This window comes from Streptomyces sp. NPDC057445 (genome assembly GCF_042802855.1).
In the GTDB taxonomy this organism is placed as follows: domain Bacteria; phylum Actinomycetota; class Actinomycetes; order Streptomycetales; family Streptomycetaceae; genus Streptomyces.
On sequence record NZ_JBHVDH010000004.1, the window covers coordinates 287,254 to 305,562 of the forward strand.

The 18,309-nt window shown below is 69.5% G+C and carries 16 protein-coding genes and 5 tRNA genes; 10 read left to right on the forward strand and 11 right to left on the reverse strand.

Features of this window, described 5'->3' with window-relative positions; genetic code table 11:
• Positions 1–31 precede the first annotated feature (31 nt).
• From ACFU5O_RS12510 to ACFU5O_RS12550, 9 genes are all read right to left on the reverse strand, one after another.
• Complete coding sequence (locus ACFU5O_RS12510) at positions 32–598, reverse strand: TetR/AcrR family transcriptional regulator (protein ID WP_384239384.1); 567 nt, start codon at positions 596–598, stop codon at positions 32–34.
• Positions 599–731: 133 nt separating this feature from the next.
• Positions 732–1,313, reverse strand: a complete 582-nt coding sequence (locus tag ACFU5O_RS12515) for an ATP/GTP-binding protein (protein ID WP_050791473.1) — start codon at positions 1,311–1,313, stop codon at positions 732–734.
• The gene (locus tag ACFU5O_RS12520) at positions 1,294–1,863 is read right to left on the reverse strand and encodes a DUF742 domain-containing protein (RefSeq protein ID WP_384239386.1); all 570 of its coding nucleotides are present in this window, start codon (positions 1,861–1,863) and stop codon (positions 1,294–1,296) included. Before ACFU5O_RS12520 ends, ACFU5O_RS12515 begins: the two co-directional genes overlap by 20 nt.
• A 99-nt stretch (positions 1,864–1,962) precedes the next feature.
• Positions 1,963–2,376 carry a roadblock/LC7 domain-containing protein gene (locus ACFU5O_RS12525; protein ID WP_006127847.1) on the reverse strand — a complete coding sequence of 138 codons (414 nt, stop codon included), beginning with the start codon at positions 2,374–2,376 and terminating at the stop codon, positions 1,963–1,965.
• Between the two features lie 10 nt (positions 2,377–2,386).
• Positions 2,387–5,683, reverse strand: a complete 3,297-nt coding sequence (locus ACFU5O_RS12530) for a nitrate- and nitrite sensing domain-containing protein (RefSeq protein ID WP_384239388.1) — start codon at positions 5,681–5,683, stop codon at positions 2,387–2,389.
• A 339-nt stretch (positions 5,684–6,022) separates the two neighbouring features.
• Complete coding sequence (locus ACFU5O_RS12535; RefSeq protein ID WP_384239390.1) at positions 6,023–6,604, reverse strand: ATP/GTP-binding protein; 582 nt, start codon at positions 6,602–6,604, stop codon at positions 6,023–6,025.
• Positions 6,585–6,992 carry a DUF742 domain-containing protein gene (locus ACFU5O_RS12540; RefSeq protein WP_384239392.1) on the reverse strand — a complete coding sequence of 136 codons (408 nt, stop codon included), beginning with the start codon at positions 6,990–6,992 and terminating at the stop codon, positions 6,585–6,587. Before ACFU5O_RS12540 ends, ACFU5O_RS12535 begins: the two co-directional genes overlap by 20 nt.
• A gap of 153 nt (positions 6,993–7,145) precedes the next feature.
• Entirely contained in the window at positions 7,146–7,559 is a 414-nt protein-coding gene (locus ACFU5O_RS12545) for a roadblock/LC7 domain-containing protein (protein ID WP_266384487.1), read from the reverse strand.
• Between the two features lie 9 nt (positions 7,560–7,568).
• On the reverse strand, positions 7,569–11,168 hold the full coding sequence (locus ACFU5O_RS12550; protein WP_384239393.1) for a nitrate- and nitrite sensing domain-containing protein: 3,600 nt from the start codon (positions 11,166–11,168) through the stop codon (positions 7,569–7,571).
• A 547-nt stretch (positions 11,169–11,715) separates the two neighbouring features.
• Here ACFU5O_RS12550 and ACFU5O_RS12555 point away from each other — a divergent pair.
• The 9 genes from ACFU5O_RS12555 to ACFU5O_RS12595 all read left to right on the forward strand — a co-directional run bounded on the left by ACFU5O_RS12555 (position 11,716) and on the right by ACFU5O_RS12595 (position 16,067).
• Positions 11,716–11,889: a hypothetical protein gene (locus ACFU5O_RS12555; RefSeq protein ID WP_384239395.1), complete on the forward strand. Its 174-nt coding sequence runs from the start codon at positions 11,716–11,718 to the stop codon at positions 11,887–11,889.
• Positions 11,890–12,131: 242 nt separating this feature from the next.
• Positions 12,132–12,926 (forward strand): fumarylacetoacetate hydrolase family protein, encoded by a 795-nt coding sequence (locus ACFU5O_RS12560; RefSeq protein WP_384239397.1) that lies wholly within the window; start codon positions 12,132–12,134, stop codon positions 12,924–12,926.
• Positions 12,919–14,394, forward strand: coding sequence for a glutamate--tRNA ligase (gene gltX, locus ACFU5O_RS12565; RefSeq protein WP_384239399.1), 1,476 nt, complete (start codon positions 12,919–12,921; stop codon positions 14,392–14,394). Before ACFU5O_RS12560 ends, gltX begins: the two co-directional genes overlap by 8 nt.
• Before the next feature lie 350 nt (positions 14,395–14,744).
• Positions 14,745–15,467 carry an HAD family hydrolase gene (locus tag ACFU5O_RS12570; RefSeq protein ID WP_384239400.1) on the forward strand — a complete coding sequence of 241 codons (723 nt, stop codon included), beginning with the start codon at positions 14,745–14,747 and terminating at the stop codon, positions 15,465–15,467.
• A 90-nt stretch (positions 15,468–15,557) separates the two neighbouring features.
• A tRNA-Gln gene (locus ACFU5O_RS12575) sits at positions 15,558–15,629 on the forward strand.
• 21 nt (positions 15,630–15,650) lie between these two features.
• Positions 15,651–15,723: transfer RNA gene (locus tag ACFU5O_RS12580), tRNA-Glu, on the forward strand.
• 84 nt (positions 15,724–15,807) lie between these two features.
• Positions 15,808–15,880, forward strand: a tRNA-Glu gene (locus ACFU5O_RS12585).
• Positions 15,881–15,896: 16 nt separating this feature from the next.
• Positions 15,897–15,968, forward strand: a tRNA-Gln gene (locus tag ACFU5O_RS12590).
• Between the two features lie 26 nt (positions 15,969–15,994).
• Positions 15,995–16,067: transfer RNA gene (locus ACFU5O_RS12595), tRNA-Glu, on the forward strand.
• Positions 16,068–16,120: 53 nt separating this feature from the next.
• Here ACFU5O_RS12595 and ACFU5O_RS12600 read toward each other — a convergent pair.
• Positions 16,121–16,759, reverse strand: coding sequence for a MerR family transcriptional regulator (locus tag ACFU5O_RS12600; protein WP_384239402.1), 639 nt, complete (start codon positions 16,757–16,759; stop codon positions 16,121–16,123).
• An 84-nt stretch (positions 16,760–16,843) separates the two neighbouring features.
• On the opposite strand from ACFU5O_RS12600, the gene ACFU5O_RS12605 reads away from it, so the two are divergent.
• Positions 16,844–17,329: a DUF4188 domain-containing protein gene (locus tag ACFU5O_RS12605; protein ID WP_384239404.1), complete on the forward strand. Its 486-nt coding sequence runs from the start codon at positions 16,844–16,846 to the stop codon at positions 17,327–17,329.
• 236 nt (positions 17,330–17,565) lie between these two features.
• Here the strand turns inward: ACFU5O_RS12605 and ndgR are convergent, their stop codons facing one another.
• A complete protein-coding gene (ndgR, locus tag ACFU5O_RS12610) occupies positions 17,566–18,282 on the reverse strand; it encodes an IclR family transcriptional regulator NdgR (RefSeq protein ID WP_384239406.1) in 717 nt (238 codons plus the stop codon).
• Positions 18,283–18,309: the final 27 nt, after the last annotated feature.

Sequence of the window (18,309 nt, forward strand, 5' to 3'; positions counted from 1 at the left end):
CCGCGAAGTCCGCGGCCGTTCGTGCGTCGTGTCAGAAGTGGCGAATGCCCGCCAGCAGTGTTCTCGTCCAGGGGGCGTCGGTCTCGGTCGCTCCGATGGAGACCGCGACATTGCACAGGAAGCCCCTGGCGAAGAAGTCCTGGATCGGCTTGTCCGGGGCGCCGGAGGCGGAGCGTACGTACTCCACCAGGCGTGCGTACAGCGTCTGCACGGCCTCCTTGATCGCCGGCTCGCTCGCCGCGCAGTTCGCGTGCATCAGCACCCTGAGCAGGTCGTCCCGGTCGGCGATCAATTGCGCGTACCCGATCGCCATCGCGTCCAGCACCACCTCCGGGTCGGTGCTCGTGACCGCGGCGGCGGCCTCGCCCATGCGCTCCCGGATCTGCCGGGAGCAGTCCTCGACCACGGCGACGAAGAGCGCCTCCTTGTCGGGGAACAGCCGGTACAGATACGACTGCGAGATCCCGGCGCCCTTGGCGACCTCCGTGGTGGAGGTGCCGTAGTACCCGCGTGCCGCGAAGACCCGGGCCGCCGTGGCCAGTACCTCGCCGCGACGGGCGTCTGCCGTGGAGAGCTGTCGAGTCCTGGTCGTTGCCATGTGAGTAATAGACCACTCACACCTATGGCGTGTCAACCCCGACGGCGCGACGAGAAGGGCCCCACGCTCCAGCGGGAGCGAGGGGCCCTTCTCACATACGGGACCGGGGTACGGCGACGTACGACCGTTACCGCTACCGCAGTCGTGCCATGAGTGCGTGTTCGACCAGGGTGATGAGTGCGCTCTTGGCGTCCGCGCGGTGGCGGGCGTCGGTGGTGATGATCGGGGTGTCGGGTCCGATCTGGAGTGCTTCGCGGACTTCTTCGGGGTTGTAGGGCTGGTGCCCGTCGAAGCCGTTGAGGGCGATGACGAAGGGCAGGCCGCTGTTCTCGAAGTAGTCGACGGCGGGGAAGCAGTCGGCGAGTCTGCGGGTGTCGACGAGGACGACGGCGCCGATGGCGCCGCGGACGAGGTCGTCCCACATGAACCAGAAGCGGTCCTGTCCGGGGGTGCCGAAGAGGTAGAGGATCAGGTCCTGGTCGAGGGTGATGCGGCCGAAGTCCATGGCCACCGTGGTGGTGGTCTTGTCTCCGGTGTGGGTGAGGTCGTCGATGCCCGCGGATGCGGACGTCATGACGGCCTCGGTACGCAGCGGGTTGATCTCCGAGACGGCGCCGACGAACGTGGTCTTGCCCACGCCGAAGCCGCCCGCCACCACGATCTTCGCGCTGGTGGTTGAGCGGGCTGCACCGCCGCTAGAGCTTGCGAAGTCCACTGAGCACCCTTTCGAGCAGTGTCACGGCTGGCTGGCCGCCGGCGGACTCGTCGCCGCCGGGCTGGTGGATGGCGACAAGTCCGGCCTCCGCCAGGTCGGCGACGAGGATCCGGGCAACGCCGAGGGGAATGGAGAGAAGTGCCGAGATCTCGGCGACCGACTTGATCTCGATGCACAGCCGGCAGATCCGCTGGTGCTCGGGCAACTGCCCTTGCAGCCTGGTGGGATCGGCCGTGGTGCTGACCAGCGCCTCGATGGCGAGCTGGTAGCGCGGCCGGGTCCGGCCGCCGGTCATCGCGTACGGACGCACCAACGGGTTGTGGTTGCCCGAAGCGGGTGACGGCTCGGGGGCCCGGCGAGGTGCCACGGGCTGGATCCGGGGCGCCTGCGGCTGGTTGTACGACGGATCGTACGGCTGCTGCGGCCGCTGGTACGGCTGCGGACCGTCCTGTCTGCTCGGTGCGGAGGGGAAGTTGAAGCGGTTCGGACCCTGCTCACCCGGAGACTGGTGAGCCCCTTGATATGGGTGACCGCCTGGGGGTGTTGCCACTTTTCTCCTCCTCCGAGTGCCGTACGCCCGGCCCATGTCCCTGTGGTACCGCGCCACCGCACCTTATGGTGCGGTGGCGGGAAACGCACTGCCTGTTTGCTAGTTGAGAAGACTGCCTTGCAGTTCGGCACGGAGGTCCGGGGTGAGGACACTGCCGGCACGATCCACCAGGAGGGCCATCTCGTAGCCCACGAGACCGATGTCGGCGTCGGGATGGGCGAGGACGGCCAGCGAAGAGCCGTCCGAGATGGACATGATGAAGAGGAAGCCGCGCTCCATCTCCACGACGGTCTGGTTGACCGCGCCACCCTCGAAGATGCGGGAGGCACCCGCGGTCAGCGAGGTCAGCCCGGACGCGACGGCCGCCAGCTGGTCGGCACGGTCACGCGGGAATCCCTCGGACATCGCCAGCAGGAGTCCGTCGGCGGAGACCACCACCGTGTGGGACACCCCGGGGGTGTTGTCCACGAAGTTGGTGATCAACCAGTTCAGATTCTGCGCCGCCTGGCTCATCGGGCTCACACTAACGCTCCTGGTTGTAGGTGCTACCCGGGCCGAAGCCCGATCCGTTCGTGTCCGTTCCCGCGTTGCGTCCCTGCTGAACACCACGCCGCAGGTTGCTCAACCTGCCGCGTACGTCCTCAGGGGCACGGGAGACCTGTGGGCCGCCCTGCGGGGTCTGCTCCGCCGTGCCCTCGACCAGATTGGCCTTGGGAACCCGCCGGGGGAGGCCGGACGAGGTCACTCCGCCTGCCTTGGGGTCGCGGAGCTTCTCGGCCCGCTGCCAGCGCTCGTCGTTCTTCGAGCGCCAGTCGCTGGAGCCGTCCGCCTCGTTCCGCCCGTTCTGCGGCGTCTGCGGCGGCTGCGGTGCCTTCTGGGCCTGACCGGCCGGTGCGGCCTGTCCTGCCTGTCCGTTGTCGGCGCCGGCGGCCTGCCACTGAGAGCCCTTCGACTGGGCGCTGCCGCGGCGCGGCAGACCGGCGTCGGTGACCTGGTGGCCGGTGCTGGGGGTGGGACCCGGACGTTCGAAGCCTACGCGCTCCGAGCCGTTCACGGGAGCGCCGGGGGCAGATTCCGCATCCGTCCGGTACTCCGGCTCGTATGCACCCTGGTACGAGCCCTGATCCGCCCACTCGCCCTGGTGGGAGCGCTGGTCGAACTGGTCGTCGTACTGCGGCGTGTGCTCCTGGGGAGCGGTGTACGAAGCCTCCGCATAAGCCTGCTCGGAGTGCTCGGGGTAGCCGCCGGGAACCTGGTATTCCCCGGTGCGGTCGTAGCCGTCGCCGCTCTCGTAACCGTAGCCGTTCTGGTCGTACGCGGGCTGCTGCTCCTGGGACGCGTAGCCCTGGCCCTGGTCGTACTGCTCGTCGCCGTACCGGCCCTGGTCGCCGTACTGGCTTTCGCCGTACTGACCCTGGTCCCCGTACTGCTGCTCGGCCTCGTCGCGGAACAGGGGGCGGTCACCGCCCTGCGCCTGCGCCTCGAGCGCCGCACGGCGCTCCCCGCGCATCAGGGAGCGGTTGACCGGGTCCAGCTGGCGGCCTTCGCCCGACTGGTCCTCGTAGCGGGAGTCGTCGAAGCCCAGCTCCGCGGCGGTGAGCATCGGCGCGGGCTCGAAGGCCTGCTGCGTGGGGATCATCTGGGAAACCGTGAAGTCGTCGTCCGGGACCGCCTCGCCACCGCCACCGTGGGTGATGGCGTCGGGGAGCATCACCAGCGACGTCGTACCGGCCTGCTCGCCCGAGGGGCGCAGCTGGACGCGGATGCCGTGCCGGTCGGCGAGGCGGCCGACCACGAAGAGGCCCATGCGCTGCGAGACGGCGGCGTCCACCGTCGGCGGGTTGGCCAGCTTGTGGTTGATGTCGGCGAAGTCCTCGGCGGTGAGGCCGATGCCCTTGTCGTGGATCTCGATCATGACTCGGCCGTCGGGCAGCCGGGTCGCGGTGACGCGGACCTTCGTCTGCGGCGAGGAGAACGTCGTGGCGTTCTCCAGCAGCTCGGCGAGGAGGTGCACGAGGTCGGTCACGGCCTGGCCGTGGATCTCGCTCTCCGGGACGCCGGTCAGCTCGATGCGCTCGTACGACTCCACCTCGGAGGAGGCGGCGCGGAGCACGTCCACCAGCGGTACCGGCTGGTTCCAGCGGCGGCCGGGCTCCTCGCCGGCGAGAACGAGGAGGTTCTCGCCGTTGCGGCGCATACGGGTCGCGAGGTGGTCCAGACGGAAAAGGTTCTCCAGCTGGTCCGGGTCCGCCTCATTGTTCTCCAGGTCGGTGATCAGGGTCAGTTGGCCCTCGATCAGCGACTGGTTGCGGCGGGACAGGTTGGTGAAGATCGCGTTGACGTTGCCCCGCAGCATGGCCTGCTCGGCGGCGAGCCGGACGGCCTCGCGGTGGACCTGGTCGAACGCGCGGGCGACCTCGCCGATCTCGTCCTTGCTGTCGATCGGGATCGGCTGCACCCGGGTGTCGACACGGCCGGGCTCGGTACGGGAGAGCTGGTCGACCAGCATCGGCAGACGCTGCTCGGCGATGCCGAAGGCGGCGGTACGCAGCTCGCGCATCGAGCGGCTCATCTGGCGGGCCATCATGCCTGCCAGGATGAACGCGGTGAGCAGGGCGATGATGACGATCAGAGCGTTGACGATGGCGTCGGTCTTGGCCTCGTCGGAGATCCTGGCGGCCTCGGCCACCGACTTGTCGACGAGGCCCTTCTCGATCTCGGTGTAGCCGTCGAACTTGGCGGTGGCGGCGGCCATCCAGACCGTCGGCGTCACACCCTGCTCGGCGAGCTCCGTGGGGCTGTCACCGGTGCTGATGGCGGCGACCATGCCGTCGTAGACGGAGTCGTTCCTCGTCGGCGGGGGCGTGAACTTCACGCCCGCGGCAGCGGCCTGCTGGGCGGCGGCGGTGAGCTTCTTGCGGCCCTCCGCCGACTTGGCGCCCATGACCGTCTTCAGCTTCTCGGTGTCCTCCGCAGAACCGCCGGAGACGTACTCGCCGAGGGCGATGCCCTCCAGGTAGGCGTAGGACGAGAAGGCGATGGTCTGGCCGGTCTTGACGGACTGCTTCTCGCTCGGGCGGACCAGCAGGTGCGTACCGATGGAGCGCTGCAGCGACGCGGCGGCCTTGGCCAGCTCGATCGCGTAGACCATACGGCCGTAGCTCGTGATGTTCCCGGTGCCGAGGCCGAGCTCGTTGGAGAACTCCATGAGGGAGTGCTGGACCAGCACGTATCCCTCTTCGGTGGCGACCGGACCACCCTTGGTGGCCGACTTGTCCGCGCTCTCGACGGCCGCGCTGTAGGCGGTCTGCCGCAGCTGCTGGAGCTTGGGCTCCTCGCCCCGGAAGAGCTTGAGGCGGCGTTCCAGACCCTGCTTCTCCGGCAGGTCGCTGACGGCCGCGTCGAACTTCTTCGCGGCGGCGTCGGTGGCCGCCCGTACCTGCTGCACCGCGGCGGCGTCGCGCTTGCCCTCGAGCAGCGGCTGAGCGCTCAGGTCGCGCTCGTTGAGCAGGGCCTGGCCGTACTCCGAGGCGGCGCGCACGATGAGCGCCGTCTTCTCGGCGTCCTGTGCCTCGTTCCAGGTGTCGATCGACCCCTTGACCTGGAAGCCGCCCATGACAAGGCCGACCAGCACGGGTATGAGGAGGATCGCGTTCAGCCGTGTGGGCACACGCCAGTTACGGGGGGACAGCCTGCTGGAGCTGCCGCTGCTGGGGGGCGCCACGGGCTGCACATCCGCAGGCGACGCCGCAGCACGCGGGGGCGGGGTGAAGTTGCCCCGCGCCTGCTGTTCTGCGGAGCTCGTATTGCTTCGCCTCACTCGACCAACAACCTCTCGGCGTCGGCACCTAGGTTGTGCCGATTATTGTTCAGGGCCGTACTACTCACGAGTTCGTTGATTTCAGCACGCCAAGTGCGTCCGTTCCAAACAGCGGGAACAGGCCGTCCCGAGTGCTCCAAGCCGCAGATAAATCGGGCATAAAGAACGAGCTCCTGCAAATAGCAGGGCCCATATGAGCACAGCGGTACCAGCCGGATGCATCGGGTGTCCGAGCTGGGTCAATTCTCTGTCGAAACGTTATGAACACGGAGGCGGACCGTGTCAATCGACACAGCCCGCCCCGGGACGGCCTATACGACAACTGCCGTATGCACATTACTACTTGAGTCGTGCCATAAGTGCGTGTTCGACCAGGGTGATGAGTGCGCTCTTGGCGTCCGCACGGTGGCGGGCGTCGGTGATGATGATCGGGGTGCCGGGTCCGATCTGGAGTGCTTCGCGGACTTCCTCTGGGTTGTAGGGCTGGTGCCCGTCGAAGCCGTTGAGGGCGATGACGAAGGGCAGGCCGCTGTTCTCGAAGTAGTCGACGGCGGGGAAGCAGTCGGCGAGCCTGCGGGTGTCGACGAGGACGACGGCGCCGATGGCGCCGCGGACGAGGTCGTCCCACATGAACCAGAAGCGGTCCTGTCCGGGGGTGCCGAAGAGGTACAGGATCAGGTCCTGGTCGAGAGTGATGCGGCCGAAGTCCATGGCCACCGTGGTGGTGGTCTTGCCTCCGGTGTGGGTGAGGTCGTCGATGCCCGCGGACGCGGACGTCATGACGGCCTCGGTACGCAGCGGGTTGATCTCCGAGACGGCGCCGACGAACGTGGTCTTGCCCACGCCGAAGCCGCCCGCCACCACGATCTTCGCGCTGGTGGTCGATCGGGCCGCACCGCCGCTAGAGCTTGCGAAGTCCACTGAGCACCCTTTCGAGCAGTGTCACATCCGGCGTGCCGCCGGCCTCTCCGTTACCCGGCTGGTGGATCGCCACCATGCCCGCCTCCGCCAGGTCCGCCACGAGAATCCGGGCCACACCGAGGGGCATCGACAGCAGCGCCGAGACCTCGGCCACCGACTTGACCTCACGGCAGAGGTGGCAGATCCGCTGGTGCTCGGGCAGGAGTGTCGCGAGGTGCGCCGGGTCGGCCGTGGTGCTGACCAGTGCCTCGATGGCGAGCTGGTAGCGCGGCCGCGTCCGGCCGCCGGTCATCGCGTACGGACGCACCAGCGGCTGGTCGCCCTCATATCCGTAGTCGGTGTCCATGGGGACACCGTACGGATCGTGAGAGGCGGGGGGCGGGGTCATGAATCCTCCGGGCGTGACAGCAAGTGGTCGGCTGTGCCGTCTGACTGGGCCGGTGGGGGGCCGGGCGGGGCGGCCTGACGGTGTGTAGGCGGGTCAGGGTCTCTCAGGGGTGTACCTGGGGCGCACACCCCCCTGCAACGGTCTTCCGGACTTCTAGTGCAGCAGGCTCCCCTGGAGTTCCGCACGCAGGTCCGGCGTGAGGACCGTTCCCGCGCGATCGACCAGTAGGGCCATCTCGTAGCCCACGAGACCGATGTCGCAGTCGGGGTGGGCGAGGACGGCCAGCGAAGAGCCGTCCGACACGGACATGATGAAGAGGAAGCCGCGCTCCATCTCCACGACGGTCTGGTTGACGGGGCCGCCCTCGAAGATGCGGGAGGCACCTGCGGTCAGCGAGGTCAGTCCGGACGCGACGGCCGCCAGCTGGTCGGCACGGTCACGCGGGAATCCCTCGGACATCGCGAGCAGGAGTCCGTCGGCGGAGACCACCACCGTGTGGGACACCCCGGGGGTGTTGTCCACGAAGTTGGTGATCAACCAGTTCAGATTCTGCGCCGCCTGGCTCATCGGGCTCAACTAACGCTCCTGCTGGTGTGTGGGGCCGACGTTGAAGCTGCCGGTGTTACCCGTGCTCCCCGCCTGACGACCCTGCTGGATACCGCGGCGGAGATTGGTCAGCCGGCCCCGCACGTCGTCGGGCGCGCGGGAGACCTGGGGACCGGACTGGTGGGTCTGCTCCTGCGCGGTACCCGGCACCAGATTGGCGCGAGGCACCCGCCGGGGCAGGCCGGACGTGGTGATCCCACCGGCGGCGGGCTTGCGCACCCGCTCGGCCTGGCGTACCAGCTCGTCGTTGGGCGACGTGCGCCAGGTCGGAGCATTCGCGTTGTGCTGACCCGCCACGTTGTGCTGGCCCGTCTGCCCGGTGGCCGGCCCCGCGGAGGGGCGGCGCGGCGGCGTCGCCGGACGCTCCGGGGCGGCCTGCGGCGGTACGGCCGGAGGCTGCGGCGGTACGGCCGGGGGCTGCTGGCCCCCGCCGTTGCCCTGGTGGAACCAGTTGGTCTCGAGCGTGTCGTACAGCGGCGTGCGACCGTCACCGGGGCCGGACGCCGGAGGCAGCGCCTCGGGCGTCGGCGGGGCGGGCAGGCCGGCGGCCGGGGGACGCGGCGCGCCGAAGTCGGCGGCGTCGCGGCCTCGCTGGCGCGGTGAGCCCTGACCGTGGCCCTGCTGACCCTGCGCCGGCGGACGGGTCTGTGCGCCGAAGTCGGGACGGGCGAACTGCTCGGTCGCCGCCGGGTCCTGGGCGCCGGGGCGCGGGGCGTTGTAGTCGGGGCGGGCGAACTGCTCGGTGGCGCCGTTGCCCTGCCGGTCGTTCGCCGCGCCCGTCGGGCGGGCGTAGCGGCCGGTGGACTCGGGCTCCTCATGGCCGCGCGGAGTGTCCATGGAGGAGCGCTGCGGAGCGGGCTGCTGCGTGCCGCCCCAGCTGGTGCTCTCCGGACGCTGCTGGCGCGGCGTCCCCTGGGGGCCACCCGGCAGCTCGGCGCGCGGGGCGCCGGTCGGCGGAAGCTGGCGGCCGCGGTCGTCACCGGCGGGGGCGCCCTGCCGGCCGCGGTTGCGGGCACGTCCGCCGCCACCGTTCTGGCCGCCGCTCGGGGCCGCGAAACCACCCTGGTCCGGACGCCCGCCCTGACGGGAGCCGTCACGGTCCTGGGCACCCGGCCGGCCGCGGCCGCTGTCGGCGCCGAACGCCGTGGCGGGGGCACCGCTCTGACGCGAGGGGTCCTGCTGCGGGGCTCCCTGCTGGGGGCCTGCCTGGAACGGCGCACCGTCGCGTCCCGGCAGCGCGGCACGCGCTGCCGAACCGGCACCGAGCCGGCCGCCCGAGGGGGCGCCGCCAAGACCGGGACGACCGCCACCGGGTCCGCCGGCCGAGCCGGGTCCACCGGTCAGGCCGCGCCCGCCGCCGGGACCCGCGGGGGCACCCGGGCCGCCGTTCTGCGCGCCCGCACCCGGCTTGGCCGGGGGCTTCTTGCCGCCGTGGGCGACGTCGACGGGGAGCATGACCAGCGCGGTCGTACCACCGGAGTCGGACGGGCGGAGCTGGATCCGGATGCCGTGCCGCAGGGACAGGCGGCCGACCACGAACAGACCCATGCGGCGCGACACCGAGACGTCCACGGTCGGCGGCGACGCGAGCCGCTCGTTGATCGCGGCGAGGTCCTCCGGGGAGAGGCCGATGCCGGTGTCGTGGATCTCGACGAGGACACGGCCGTCGGGCAGCGCATGACCCGTCACCCGGACCTTGGTCTGCGGCGAGGAGAACGACGTGGCGTTCTCCAGCAGCTCTGCGAGGAGGTGCACGAGGTCGTTGACGACGCGGCCGGCGACCTCGGTCCCCGGGACGGCGGCCAGTTCGATGCGCTCGTACTGCTCCACCTCGGAGGCGGCGGCACGGAGCACGTCGACGAGCGGGACGGGACGGGTCCACCGGCGGCCCGGCTCCTCGCCCGCGAGGACGAGGAGGTTCTCACCGTTACGGCGCATACGGGTCGCGAGGTGGTCCAGCTTGAAGAGGGAGGACAGCTGGTCCGGGTCGGCCTCGCGGGACTCCAGCTCGGAGATGAGCGAGAGCTGACGCTGGATGAGACCCTGCGACCGGCGCGAGAGGTTGGTGAACATCGCGTTGACGTTGCCCCGCAGCAGGGCCTGCTCGGCGGCGAGGCGGACCGCCTCGCGGTGCACGTCGTCGAAGGCCGCGGCCACCTTGCCGATCTCGTCCCGGGAGTGCACACCGACGGACTCGACCGTGGTGTCGACGTCCTGCGGGTCGGCCTCGGAGAGCTGCTTGACCAGCTCGGGCAGCCGGTCCTGGGCGACCCTGGTGGCGGTGTCCTGCAGCCGGCGAAGCGAGCGGATCATGGAACGTGCCACCACGAAGGCGCCGACGAGCGACACACCGAGCACCACCAGGATCAGCACACCGTTGATGATGGCTTCCTGCTGCGACTCCTGCTTCAGCTCGCGGGCCCGGCTCTCCATCTCACCGAGGAGGGTCTCCTCGATGGTGTTCATCGCCTGGATCTTGGTGTCGGCCTGGTCGGTCCAGTCCAGGTAGCTGCGCCGCTCGCCGCGCAGGGCGGTGGAACTGCGCAGCACCCGGTCCGCGTACTTGTCGGCCTTGTCGATCTCGGAGTTGCCGCTCTCCAGCGGAGCGGTCAGCTCCTCGGCGTTGCCGCCGATCGAGGAGTAGATCGCGTTGAACGACTTCAGCGCCGCGTCCTCGTTGGTCTTGGCGTCCAGACCGGTGAGGCGGTCGTTGTCGTTCATGCTGCCGACGGCGGTGCTGTTCGGCGGCAGCGCGGTCGCGATGATCGCGCGCTGGATGGAGGCGTACTCCTTGGCGGACGAGAACGCGGCCAGCGCGCGGGTCCGCTTGATCATGTCCGGGTTGCTGGTCGCCTGCGCCATGTCCTGCGAGAGGCTGAGCAGCGAATCGATCAGACGGCTGTAAGCGGTGACCGTCTGAGAGTTGAAGTCCTTCGCCGTGTAGGCGGTCTTCCGGATCTCGGTGACGATGTGGACCTGTGCGGCGATCTGGGCCACGTTGGCGCGGATGCTTTCCAGCGCCTCGTCGCCGGTGGTGTCACCGATGTCCTGGGTGGCGTCGAGGAAGGCGGCCTTGCGCTGGTCGGTCACCTGCCGGGGCTGCGAGACCTTGAAGTCCGAGGCCTTGCCGTTGTGCGTCAGCGGGCCGGCCGCGTGGTCGCGCTCGTTCTGAAGAGCCTCGGCGAGGGCGGTGGCCTCGCGGGTCATCTTCGTGAGCAGCTGCATGTGCTCCAGCTGCTGCATGCTGTTCATGGACTCGTTGATGCGGAGTCCACCCAGCGTGGTCGCGGCGACCACGGGGAGGGTGAGCAGGGAGACCAGGCGCGTGCTGATGCGCCAGTTGCGCAGGGCTATTCGCGAGCCCGTGTCCGGGGAACCCTTGGGCTTGACTGTGGAGGCCGGTTCGGCACCGCCCGGCGCCGCGCCCGGGCGCGCACCCCGGTCACCGCCGTCGCCCGACGGGGGCTTGGCCTGGTTCTGGGTGTGCTGGGGCGAGGAACCGCGGTCGGTCCCGCCGTGCGGCTCCTGCTCCGCCGCAGCGCTGCCATCCCTCTTGAAACGTCCCTGCACTAGCGTCGCAACCTCTGGACCAGGCGCCCCTCCGCTGGACGGCGGGACGGTGTCGGCATGTGGGGCGGTGTGAATGCCCCGTGGGTGGGTCGTGGAGTGACCTGGCGCTGATCCCCCTTCCCGCCGCCACCCGGCGCTTCGTTGCGCCTCCGGCGCGCCGGCCTGAACCCGCGGCGGTGCGTGGAATTCCAGCACAGTGCCGGATCTCCAACAAGGGCCGTGTATCGGGCTGTGACCCGGGTGACACCTTGTGAGCAATGTGTCACGAACAGTGGAATGGGATCAGGGGAGAATGGGACGTTTATGGACGAGTCCCTTACGGGTGGGGGGTGTCCCAGTCGCCATGATCAGGAGCGGAATGGCTGATTCAGCTATGCAATGTCCGTTTCTGCAGGGTCGTTTCCTTGTCCAGAATGACGGAATTATCCGCCGCTTCGTGAGCAAACTCACACGTAGATCGTCGAGCCATTCACGCTTTCGCGGGGAATCAGATGTTTAGCCTGTCGCTTTACATGGACGTCCAAACTGACAAGGGCCGATTCGCGCGATGAAGACCATGATGTTCCGCAACATAGCCAACCCCCGGCGCACCACGCTTGCGCACCTCGCGGACGCGGAGGAGCTGCAGCCGGAGACCCTGCGGGATCACTCGGTCGAACTCCCGACCCAGACGGCCAACCCCCGTCGCACCACGCTGATCGACGCCCCCGCGTCCTCCTGAGCCTCGTTCCTCCCCCGGCGCCGGCCGGGGGAGGGGTCCCACGGGCCGCTTCGGCGTCCGTCGGCGGTCCACGTCCTCGCGCGGGCCCCAGGTGCGCACCTCCGCCGCCCGGTCGGTCCGAGCGCGCTCCCCGGTCCGGCAGCCGCGCGCCCCTTGGGCTCGGTCGTCATCGGGTGGGCCCGGCCGCGTTAGCCTGGAGCGTCAGACTCCAGCCAGCGGAAGCAGAGGGGCGCAGGCATCCCGTGCGCATCGCCAGATTCTCCATCGACGGCAATGTCGCCTTCGGCGCGGTCGAGGGCAACGGGACCGGTGACCCCGCCGGCCTCGTCCTGGACATCATCAAAGGCATTCCCTACGGCGACTTCGAGCTCTCCGGTACGAAGGTCCCGCTGAGCAAGGTCCGCCTTCTGCCGCCCGTGCTCCCCAACAAGGTCGTGGCCATCGGCCGCAACTACGCGGAGCACGCGGCGGAACTCGGCAACGAGGTCCCGGAGGTACCCGTCGCCTTCTTCAAGCCCACCACCTCGGTGATCGGCTCCGGCGACGCCATCGAGTACCCCTCGTTCTCCGACGAGGTGCACCACGAGGCCGAGCTCGCCGTCGTCATCGGCCGTATGTGCCGCGAGGTCCCGCGCGAGCGCGTCAAGGACGTCATCTTCGGCTACACCTGCGCCAACGACGTGACGGCCCGCGACGCCCAGAAGCGTGAGAAGCAATGGGCCCGCGCCAAGGGCTTCGACACCTCGTGCCCGCTCGGCCCCTGGGTGGAGACGGACATGGATCTGGCTGTCGCGGGCGACCTCGCGATCCAGTGCACCGTCAACGGCGAACAGCGCCAGCTGGGCCGCACGAGCGACATGATCCGCTCCATCGAGGACCTGGTCGTCCACATCACCGAGGCCATGACCCTGCTCCCCGGGGACGTCATCCTCACCGGCACCCCGGCCGGGGTCGGCCCCCTCAACGTCGGCGACGAGGTCGCCGTCACCATCGAAGGCATCGGCACTCTCACCAACAAGGTGATCAAGCGTGGTTAACGGACCCGTCCGTGTACGTTTCTGTCCCTCGCCGACCGGCAACCCCCATGTGGGCCTGGTCCGCACCGCCCTCTTCAACTGGGCGTTCGCCCGGCACAACAAGGGCACCATGGTCTTCCGCATCGAGGACACCGACGCGGCCCGCGACTCGGAGGAGTCGTACGACCAGCTGCTCGACTCGTTGCGCTGGCTCGGCCTCGACTGGGACGAGGGCCCCGAGGTCGGCGGCCCGCACCCGCCCTACCGCCAGTCGCAGCGGATGGACATCTACAAGGACGTCGCCGAGAAGCTGAAGGCGGGCGGGTACGCCTACCCCTGCTACTGCACCGTCACCGAGCTGGACGAGCGCCGCGAGGCCGCCCGCGCCGCCGGCAAGCCGTCCGGCTACGACGGCCACTGCCGCGACCTGACCGCCGAGCAGAAGCACGCCTACGAGGCCCAGGGCCGCGAGCCGATCATCCGTTTCCGGATGCCCGACGAGCCGATCACCTTCACGGACCTGGTCCGCGGCGAGCTCACGTTCACCCCGGAGAACGTCCCGGACTACGGCATCGTCCGTGCCAGCGGCGCCCCCCTCTACACGCTCGTCAACCCGGTCGACGACGCGCTGATGGAGATCACGCACGTGCTGCGCGGCGAGGACCTGCTGTCCTCCACCCCGCGCCAGATCGCCCTCTACAACGCGCTGATCGAGCTCGGCATCGCCAAGGAGATCCCGGCCTTCGGCCACCTCCCGTACGTCATGGGCGAGGGCAACAAGAAGCTCTCCAAGCGGGACCCGCAGGCCTCGCTCAACCTGTACCGCGAGCGCGGCTTCCTTCCCGAGGGCCTGCTCAACTACCTCTCCCTGCTCGGCTGGTCGTTCTCGGCGGACCAGGACGTGTTCTCGATCACCGAGATGATCGAGAAGTTCGACATCGCCGACGTCAACGCCAACCCGGCGCGCTTCGACCTGAAGAAGGCCGAGGCGATCAACGCCGACCACATCCGCCTGCTCGACGTGAAGGCCTTCACCGAGGCCTGCGAGCCCTGGCTGCGTGCCCCGCACGCCGCCTGGGAGCCCGAGGAGTTCGACCAGGCCGCATGGGAGGCGATCGCCCCGCACGCCCAGACGCGTCTGACCGTCCTCTCCGACATCACGGCCAATGTCGACTTCCTGTTCCGCAAGGAGCCGGTCGAGGACGAGGTCTCCTGGCAGAAGGCGATGAAGGAGGGCTCGGACGCGCTGCTGCGCACGGCCCGCGAGAAGCTGGACGCCGCCGACTGGTCCAGCCCCGAGTCGCTGAAGAACGCGGTCCTGGCCGCCGGCGAGGAGCACGGCCTCAAGCTCGGCAAGGCCCAGGCCCCGGTCCGTGTCGCGGTCACGGGACGCACGGTGGGTCTCCCGCTCTTCGAGTCGCTGGAGATCCTGGGCAAGGAGAAGACCCTGGCCCGTATCGACGCGGCGCTGGCGAAGCTCGGCGCGTAGCTGTTGCTCGACCCTGATGGGGGTGGTGGCCGCGGCCACCACCCCCATCGGTGCGTTCCGTGCCGCAGCTCCGGGCGTCAGTGATCGCTCCGCAGGGCGGCGACGACTCGACGGGGCCTGAGCCACCGGACACCCGCTACGGCCTCTCGTTCGGATCTTGCCGGGCTCGCGTGCCCTGGCGCCGCACCCACCTGGCTGCGCTGTCGTCGGTCGCCGACGTGCCCCCGGCCACCGCCGGGAGGTGCCCCTCCGCGTGGGCTCCTTCGTCCGCCCGGCGATGTACGTGGCGTGTGGCCGGACCCCGCTCACCGATCCGGCCTGCTCCGATCGAAAGACCCTAGCCTCGGGGCATGCCCATCAGAGCCGTCCTCTGGGACATCGACGACACGATCTTCGACTACGCCGGCGCCGACCGCACCGGCATGGAGCGGCATCTCCTCGCCGAGGGCCTGGCCGACGCATACGCATCCGTCGACCAGGCCCTCACCCGCTGGCGCGAGCTCACCCATTTCCACTGGCGGCGCTTCGAGGCGGGAGGCGTCGACTTCGAGGACCAGCGCCGGGACCGGGTGCGGGACTTTCTCGGTGCGGTGACCATGAGTGATGCCGGGGCCGACGACTGGTTCCGCCGGTACGTGACCCACTACGAAGCCGCATGGCGGCTCTTCCCGGACACCGTGCCCGTACTGGACCGGCTGGCGGCCGGCTACCGCCACGGAGTCCTGTCGAACGCGTCGATCCACAACCAGGACCGCAAGCTGCGCGTCCTCGGCGTACGGGACCGCTTCGAGGCCGTGGTCTGCGCCGTGGAGCTCGGGGTCTCCAAGCCGGACGCGGCCGCCTTCCACGCCGCGTGCGACGCGCTCGGGCTGGCTCCGCAGGAGGTCGCGTACGTGGGGGACCACCCGGACATCGACGCGACCGGGGCCGTCGCGGCCGGGCTGACCGGCATCTGGCTGGACCGCGGCGGACAGGGCGGCAGGCCTGAGCTGATCCGGATCACGGGACTGGACGAGCTTCCGGGTCTGCTGCAGGCGGATACCCGTTTTGGAGCGCCGTCCACCTTCAGGTAATGTTCTTCCTGCGCCAAGGGCAGCGGGCCGAAAGTCCGGGACTGAAGCGCACAAACCGAACGAAACCCCCTCAAGGGGGTTGAGTTTTGGTGGCCTATGGTGTAATTGGCAGCACGACTGATTCTGGTTCAGTTAGTCTAGGTTCGAGTCCTGGTAGGCCAGCTCGCAGAGCTCATCTGCAAAGCCCCCGTTGTGTAGCGGCCTAGCACGCTGCCCTCTCAAGGCAGTAGCGCCGGTTCGAATCCGGTCGGGGGTACAGATCCATCCTGCTGTCCATCCGGGTCGCTCCCGATGGCCACGCAGTGACATCATCCGGCTCACGCCGGATGGGATCGCTAGGGCCCCCGTTGTGTAGCGGCCTAGCACGCCGCCCTCTCAAGGCGGTAGCGCCGGTTCGAATCCGGTCGGGGGTACTGGTCTATACCACCATGGGCTATGGTGTAATTGGCAGCACGAGTGATTCTGGTTCATTTAGTCTAGGTTCGAGTCCTGGTAGCCCAGCGGATCCAGTCATGGATCAAGATCTTGCCCCCGTTGTGTAGCGGCCTAGCACGCCGCCCTCTCAAGGCGGTAGCGCCGGTTCGAATCCGGTCGGGGGTACGTGAAGAGAAGGCCCTCCCCTGTTGGGGAGGGCCTTCTTGCATGGACGGGACTCATCCGAAGCGGCGGTAGGACTCCTCGGCCTGGGCCAGCCTGCGCAGGCTCAGCAATACCGGCTCGTACAGCACGGTGAACGCCACGGCTGCCTCCACCTGCTCCTCCTCGGCCTCGTACCGCTCCACCAAGTCCAGGTCGTTGACGGCGAGTTCGCCGGCGCTGCGGGCGTAGGGGAGCAGCTCCGCGACATCGCAGGGGTAGCCGAGCCGGTCCATCGTGGCGATCGAGGCGATCAGCATCCGGTATGCGGGCGACTCGGTGCCCGTCTCGCGGCCGAAGTCCCATCCCAGCCGCTCCAGCAGCGCGCCGGCGGTGCGGCGTGCGGCGTCGGTGGCGGGGTCGTCCTCGTCCGGCTCCGGGGCGTGCGGGATCGACCACACGGCCGCGCCGAGCCGCATGTGACGGTCGAGGCCGTCGTCCTCGACGGCGGCGAGGACGTCCCGGGCGGCGGCCACAGGTATCCGGCCGACCTGGATCAGGGCGCGGACGAGCCGCAGGCGCCGCAGATGCTCCTCGTCGTACTCGGCCTGGGTGGTGCTGACCCGCCGCCCGGGCGGCAGCAGTCGCTCACGCAGGTAGTACTTGATCGTGGCGGTGGGCACGCCGCTGCGTTCGCTGAGCTCTGCCAGCCTCATGTGCTTGCGCCTTTCATTGGAGAGTGGCACTATCCAAAGATAGATAGCTCCACTATCCAATGATCCTCGCAAAGGGGAACCGCAATGAGCAAGCAGCCGATCCAGGGGCGCATGACGGCGGAGTCGCAGGACGGCGTGACCGTCTTTCTCATCGGGATGCGGATCAACAGCTTTCGGGCGGTGCGGAGTTGGTGGCCGACGTTCCTGGCCATGCCGCGCATGCTGAGGGAGCTCTCGAAGGACAAGGACAGCGGACTCCTCGGGTACCGCCTGCTGCTGGGCCTGCCGAGGGTGATCTACACCGTCCAGTACTGGGAGTCGGCGGAGAAGCTGCTCGCGTACTCCTCCGCGAAGGACAAGGAGCACCGTCCGGCCTGGGCGGCCTTCAACCGGCGGATGCGGACCGGCAGGGGCAAGGTCGGCTTCTGGCACGAGACCTATGTGGTTCCGGCCGGAGCCTATGAGTCCGTCTATGTGAACATGCCCGAGTTCGGCCTGGGGGAGGCGACGGGTGTCGTCCCGGTCGGCCGTCGCGGGGACAGCGCGGCGGACCGGCTCAAGGCGGCCTGAGACCGCCCCCCGGCCGCCGTCACGGGGGTGCGGCGGCCGGGGCGCGGTCTCGGCTGGAGAACGGCCTGATCCGAACGAAGGACCCTGGTGTCCTGAGCCGGAATCTCCTCGGCATTTCCCTGTCCGTGAACCGGCATGCCGGGCCTGCCTGGCCCTCACGGATGCCGACCTCGCCCGTCGACCGCGAACTTGGCGCCCGGCGGCGGGAACCGCCTGAGAATCTCCGACTCGGGGCGCTAGTTCGAGCGGCGCAGCGCGTCGGAGAGGCGGGCGGCGGCGTCGATGACCGCCTGGGCGTGCATGCGGCCCGGGTGGCGGGTGAGCCGCTCGATCGGTCCGGATACCGAGACCGCGGCAACGACGCGGTTCGAGGGTCCGCGCACGGGCGCGGAGACGGACGCGACGCCCGGCTCGCGCTCGCCGATCGACTGGGCCCAGCCCCGGCGCCGCACACCCGACAGTGCCGTCGCCGTGAAGCGGGCTCCCTGCAGGCCGCGGTGCAGCCGCTCCGGCTCTTCCCAGGCCATCAGGATCTGGGCCGACGAGCCGGCCTTCATCGTGAGCGTCGAGCCCACGGGCACGGTGTCCCGCAGTCCGGACAGCCGCTCGGCGGCCGCCACACAGATGCGCATGTCTCCCTGCCGCCGGTAGAGCTGTGCGCTCTCGCCGGTCACATCGCGCAGATGGGTCAGCACCGGCCCGGCGGTGGCCAGCAGCCGGTCCTCGCCGGCCGCGGCGGCGAGCTCCGACAGCCGCGGGCCCAGGATGAACCGGCCCTGCATGTCCCTCGCCACCATCCGGTGGTGTTCCAGGGCCACGGCCAGACGGTGGGCCGTGGGTCGTGCAAGCCCTGTCGCCGCGACCAGCCCGGCGAGGGTGGCCGGACCGGACTCCAGGGCGCTCAGTACCAGAGCTGCCTTGTCGAGAACGCCGACGCCGCTAGAGTTGTCCATGCAACGATACTCCCGTCTCACTCTGTG

What these genes read in the sequence shown, in the direction of transcription:
- ACFU5O_RS12510 (WP_384239384.1), bottom strand. Translation starts at nt 598, where the DNA reads ATGGCAACGACCAGGACTCGACAGCTCTCCACGGCAGACGCCCGTCGC.
- ACFU5O_RS12525 (WP_006127847.1), bottom strand. Translation starts at nt 2,376, where the DNA reads ATGAGCCAGGCGGCGCAGAATCTGAACTGGTTGATCACCAACTTCGTG.
- ACFU5O_RS12540 (WP_384239392.1), bottom strand. Translation starts at nt 6,992, where the DNA reads ATGACCCCGCCCCCCGCCTCTCACGATCCGTACGGTGTCCCCATGGAC.
- ACFU5O_RS12545 (WP_266384487.1), bottom strand. Translation starts at nt 7,559, where the DNA reads ATGAGCCAGGCGGCGCAGAATCTGAACTGGTTGATCACCAACTTCGTG.
- ACFU5O_RS12555 (WP_384239395.1), top strand. Translation starts at nt 11,716, where the DNA reads ATGAAGACCATGATGTTCCGCAACATAGCCAACCCCCGGCGCACCACG.
- ACFU5O_RS12570 (WP_384239400.1), top strand. Translation starts at nt 14,745, where the DNA reads ATGCCCATCAGAGCCGTCCTCTGGGACATCGACGACACGATCTTCGAC.
- ACFU5O_RS12600 (WP_384239402.1), bottom strand. Translation starts at nt 16,759, where the DNA reads ATGAGGCTGGCAGAGCTCAGCGAACGCAGCGGCGTGCCCACCGCCACG.
- ACFU5O_RS12605 (WP_384239404.1), top strand. Translation starts at nt 16,844, where the DNA reads ATGAGCAAGCAGCCGATCCAGGGGCGCATGACGGCGGAGTCGCAGGAC.
- ndgR (WP_384239406.1), bottom strand. Translation starts at nt 18,282, where the DNA reads ATGGACAACTCTAGCGGCGTCGGCGTTCTCGACAAGGCAGCTCTGGTA.